General features: G+C 71.8%; 4 protein-coding genes. All 4 read left to right on the top strand.

The window, feature by feature from the left end; genetic code table 11:
* Nucleotides 1-434 precede the first annotated feature (434 nt).
* The 4 genes from ACIRF9_RS52440 (at nucleotide 435) to ACIRF9_RS52425 (ending at nucleotide 4,382) form a co-directional block, all read left to right on the top strand.
* Nucleotides 435-2,153, top strand: coding sequence for a GAF domain-containing protein (locus ACIRF9_RS52440; RefSeq protein WP_403837737.1), 1,719 nt, complete (start codon nucleotides 435-437; stop codon nucleotides 2,151-2,153).
* 398 nt (nucleotides 2,154-2,551) lie between these two features.
* Nucleotides 2,552-2,758 carry a hypothetical protein gene (locus tag ACIRF9_RS52435; protein WP_403837735.1) on the top strand — a complete coding sequence of 69 codons (207 nt, stop codon included), beginning with the start codon at nucleotides 2,552-2,554 and terminating at the stop codon, nucleotides 2,756-2,758.
* Nucleotides 2,759-2,934: 176 nt separating this feature from the next.
* Nucleotides 2,935-3,849: a universal stress protein gene (locus ACIRF9_RS52430; protein ID WP_403837733.1), complete on the top strand. Its 915-nt coding sequence runs from the start codon at nucleotides 2,935-2,937 to the stop codon at nucleotides 3,847-3,849.
* A 110-nt stretch (nucleotides 3,850-3,959) separates the two neighbouring features.
* Nucleotides 3,960-4,382, top strand: a complete 423-nt coding sequence (locus ACIRF9_RS52425) for an Hsp20/alpha crystallin family protein (protein WP_403837731.1) — start codon at nucleotides 3,960-3,962, stop codon at nucleotides 4,380-4,382.
* The last annotated feature ends 127 nt before the right edge of the window (nucleotides 4,383-4,509 follow it).

Below are 4,509 nucleotides of genomic sequence, written 5' to 3'. Positions count from 1 at the left end.
GCCGAGCCATCTCGGCCAGGTTCGCGCCCTTGCCGCCGAGCAGGCCGGCCAGGTCACGGCCGCCCTCGGTGAAGTCGTACACGTAACGGACCATGACGCCGGTCTCCTCCGTCGGGCTTCGGACTGGATACGTCCTCAGCGTGCGACCGCCGGGACCGAAAGGGGCAGGTGCTGTCGGTCCCCTCCCCTGGGCCGGTCGGCCCGGGTGAGTCCGTCCCCCTTTGGCCGGGACGCCCCCCGAAGCGGTCCGCCATGGGGCGCGAAGCACGTGGAGCAGCGGCGCAAGTCGGGCCCGCCGCCCGGTGAATGAAGCCACAGGGGCGAGCCCTGGTTACTCGGCCGGGTGCGCTTCCGCGGCAGGCGGCCTACCACTACCGTGGCACATGATCGGACCGGTGGGTGTCCGTGCGTAGAGGGGACCTGGAGGACTACCGGTGGGAAGCCCCGAGGAGGCTCGCGTCCGGCTGCCTCAGCTGCGGCTGGACGAGCTGTTGGAGGAGCTGCAGGCGCGCCTGGACGCGGCCCGCGGCACTCGCGACCGGGTGCACAGTCTGCTGGAGGCGGTGCTGTCGGTCGGCCGGGAGCTGGATCTGGAACAGGCCCTGCGCAGCATCGTGGAGGCCGCCGCCGTACTGGTCGACGCGGAGTACGCGGCGCTCGGCGTGATCGGCCCCGACGGCAAGCGGCTGTCGGCCTTCCATACGGTCGGGGTCAGCGAGGAGCAGATCGCCCGGATCGGCCCCTATCCGGAGGGCCACGGCATCCTCGGCGAGCTGATCCGCCATCCGGAGCCACTGCGCCTGGCGAAGATCTCCGAGCATCCCGCCTCGTACGGGTTCCCGCCGCACCACCCGCCGATGAACAGCTTCCTCGGCGTCCCGATCCGGGTCCGTGACCAGGTGTTCGGCAATCTGTACCTGACGGAGAAGCGGGGCGGGGGACAGTTCGACGAGGAGGACGCCTCGGTCACCCTCACCCTGGCCGTGGCGGCCGGTGTCGCGATCGACAACGCACGGCTGTACGAGGAGTCCCGGCTCCGGGAGCGCTGGCTGCAGGCGAACGCGGAGGTCACCCACAGGCTGATGTCCGGGGGTGAGCGGGCCGAGGTCCTCGCCCTGATCGCCGAGCGGGCGGGCGAGATCACCGGATCGTCCCTGGCGGCGGTGGCGCTTCCCATGGAGGACACCGGGACGCTCGCCGTGGAGATCGCCGTCGGGATGGACGCCGAGGCGCACCGCGGACTGGTGCTGCCGATGGACAGCAGCCTGATGGGGCTGGCCTTCTCCGGCGCCGCCCCGGTCACCAGCGCGGATGTCACCCATGACGAACGCATCTCCCTGGAACCCCCGAGGTTCGGCGGGTTGGGCCCGGCCGTGGCTGTGCCCATCGGCACGGGCGAGGCGGGTCCGCGGGGCGTGGTCCTGCTCGCGCGCAAGGCTGGTCAGCCGGCGTACTCGGCGGCGGAGACCGAACCGCTGCAGTCCTTCGCCGCGCAGGCCGCCATCGCGATGGAACTGGCGGACCGCCGCCAGGACGCCGAGCAGGTGGCCCTGCTCCAGGACCGCGACCGCATCGCACGGGACCTGCACGACCTCGCGATCCAGCGGCTGTTCGCCACCGGCATGACCCTGCAGAGCGCGGGCCGCTTCATCGAGCACGACGAGGCGGCCGAGCGGGTGGTGCGCGCGGTCGACGACCTCGACGAAACCATCAAGATCATCAGGTCGACGATCTTCGGCCTGCGCACCCGGGAGGGTACGGGGGAGGCCGGGCTGCGCGCCCGTGCCGTACGAGTGGTCGGCGAGGCGGCACCGGTGATGGGTTTCGCGCCGAGCGTGCGCATGGAGGGTCTGCTGGACACCGACGTACCCAAGGAGATCGCCGACCACGTGGTGGCGGTGCTCTCCGAGTCCCTCACCAACATTGCTCGCCATGCTCATGCGAGTCGGGCCGATGTGCTGCTGGCCACGGACGGACGGCACCTACGCCTGTCGGTCACCGACAACGGTGTGGGCATCCCGGCCGAGGGACGCCGCAGCGGACTGCGCAACATGGCGGAACGTGCCGAACAGTTGGGCGGCACGCTGGAACTGACGGAACCCGAGGGGGGCGGCACCATGCTGGTGTGGCGCGTGCCCGCGCAGAAACGGTAGGGGCTGAGACGTACAGCACCACGTTTGAGGGACTCCGGGCAGGGTGGCCGCCACCGGGCGCCGCCACCGTACAACGGGGCGGGAAGGGCGCCACCCGCTTCTCGCGGATCCTGATCACGCGGTGCGCGGCCCCTGCGACCGCTTCCCCGCGCCTTCGTCGGGTCCTTCCCGCCACGCCCAGCACACCATCAGGACCGTACGCACACCAGGGCCGAACGGCCCCATTCCGGGAGGACAGCCACCGCGCCCCTTCCCGTCGGCTGGTTGGGGCCCGTGCGGCCCCGTGCGCAAGGGCCGTTCCGCGACTCCCTCCGGCCCCTTCGGCCCATGCGGCCCACCCCGCGCCGGAGTTGGCTGGTGACGAGGAGAACGACCACCGACCAGGGAGGGCGAGCACAGTGGGTACCAGCCTCACACCGGAGTTCTGGGAACGGTTCGCGGTACTGCTCGTGCTGGGGGCGGGACTGACGTGTGTCCTCGCAGCCGTGTTCGACGATCTCGCCGTCCGGCTGCTGCGCGGACGGGCGCACAGGACAGCGCCGCCCCAGGCGCCGCCGGCGAGGCGGCCGGAGCGGCATCATCCCCGTGTGTCGGTGCACTCCTGACGGGCCCGGCGGGCAGGGCTTGTGTGGGCCGGGGGCCGAGTTCCCGGCCCACACCGCTGACCGCGCCATCGTGTCGTCGACCGGGGTCGACCGGCGCCCGACGGGGACCTCCGGCCCCTCCTGCCCCATGCCTCGGGTGCGGAGACTTTCAGCGCATCCCTCAAGGAGGTCCGCACATGTCCCCCATCACCGTCGGTCTTGACGGTTCCCCCGAAAGCCTCGCCGCCGCGGACTGGGCCGCTCGCGAAGCGGCGCAGACAGCGGCGCCCCTGCGTCTCCTGCACGCCGGGGACTCGCCAGGCCCTCAGTACGTGCCTTTCATGGGGGTTCAGACGTCAGCCCTGATCGACGTGCAGCGCGAGTGGAGCGACCATCTGCTGCGCGAGGCGGAACGCCGGCTCACGGAACGCCACCCCGGTCTGCGGATCACCACCGAGCAGGTCCGGGAACAGGCGGTCCCGGCCCTGCTGACCGCCGGGGAGGCCGGCGAACTGCTCGTCCTGGGGTCCCGGCGGCTCGGTACGGTGACGGGATTCCTGGTCGGCTCGGTCGCCCTCGCCGTGGTGGCGCGTACGGAACGGCCCGTCGTCCTCGTGCGAGCCGGTGAGCACGCGCAGGACGAACATCTGCCGGACGCCACGGGCGCGGAGGCGATCACCACTCCCTACCGCGACGTCGTGCTGGGGCTGGACCTGGAGAACCCGGGGGACGCCGTCGTCGAGTTCGCGTTCGAGGCCGCCCGGCGGCGCGCGACCGGCCTGAGGGTGGTCCACGGCTGGAACCCCGCGGCCGTCTACGGCTACGGCGCCGTCCTGGATGCGGGACTCAACGCAGAACTGGCGGAGGAGGCACGGCACGGACTCAGCGACGTCCTGCGGCCGTGGAAGGAGAAGTTCCCCGGGGTCGACGTGCGGGAACAGGCCGTCATCGGCGGCGCCGGCCGTCATCTGGTGCACGCCTCGCGGGACGCGTCGCTGGTCGTCGTCGGTCGCAAGCGGCGCCAGGCGCCGGTCGGCGGCCGTATCGGCCCGGTGACGCACGCGGTGCTGCAGCACGCCACCGCGCCGGTGGCGGTGGTGCCGCACCACTGACGGCACCGGTGGCCACGGCCGATCGGGTCCATCAGGGGCCCGATCGGCCCACGCGCTCGGTGACTCCTGCGCGGGACGCTGGAAACGACCAGGAAGGAGAGGAGGCGGACATGAACGGCATGGTGGAGCGGTTGACCGGATTCCCGCCTCTGCCCGAGCTGTTCGGCTGGGCCGAGGGAGGATTCCCGGGGATGCACACGGCTCCGGGACTGCACGGCATCCGCGTCGAGGAGCATCTGACGGACGGCATGTACGTCCTGCGCGCCGAGCTCCCCGGTCTCGACCCCGGCAGGGACGTCGAGGTCACGGTGGAGGACAACGTACTGACTCTGCGGGCCGAACGCGGTGAGGAGACGGCCGAGAAGCACCGCACGGAGTTCCGCTACGGCACGTTCGCCCGTTCCGTTCGCCTGCCGGCCGGAGCGAAGGGCGAGGAGGCGACCGCCGAGTACAAGGACGGTGTTCTGACCATCACGGTCCCGGTCCCGCAGGCGAAGGCGGGGGCCAGGACCATCCAGGTGCGGCGCGGCTGAGGCAGGGCACGTCGGGTCGCACCAGGTGTGCGCGGTCGGCGATCCGCCGGCCGCGCCCACATCATCTCTGCGGCTCTCAAGAGCCACAACAGCCAAATGACACTGGGGCGGTGATAAAGCAACCGCC

Origin of the sequence: Streptomyces sp. NPDC096132 (genome assembly GCF_044763345.1) — a bacterium.
Classification (GTDB): domain Bacteria; phylum Actinomycetota; class Actinomycetes; order Streptomycetales; family Streptomycetaceae; genus Streptomyces.
The sequence above is the reverse complement of the archived record's forward strand: the minus strand, read 5'-3'. Positions and strand labels throughout refer to the sequence as shown.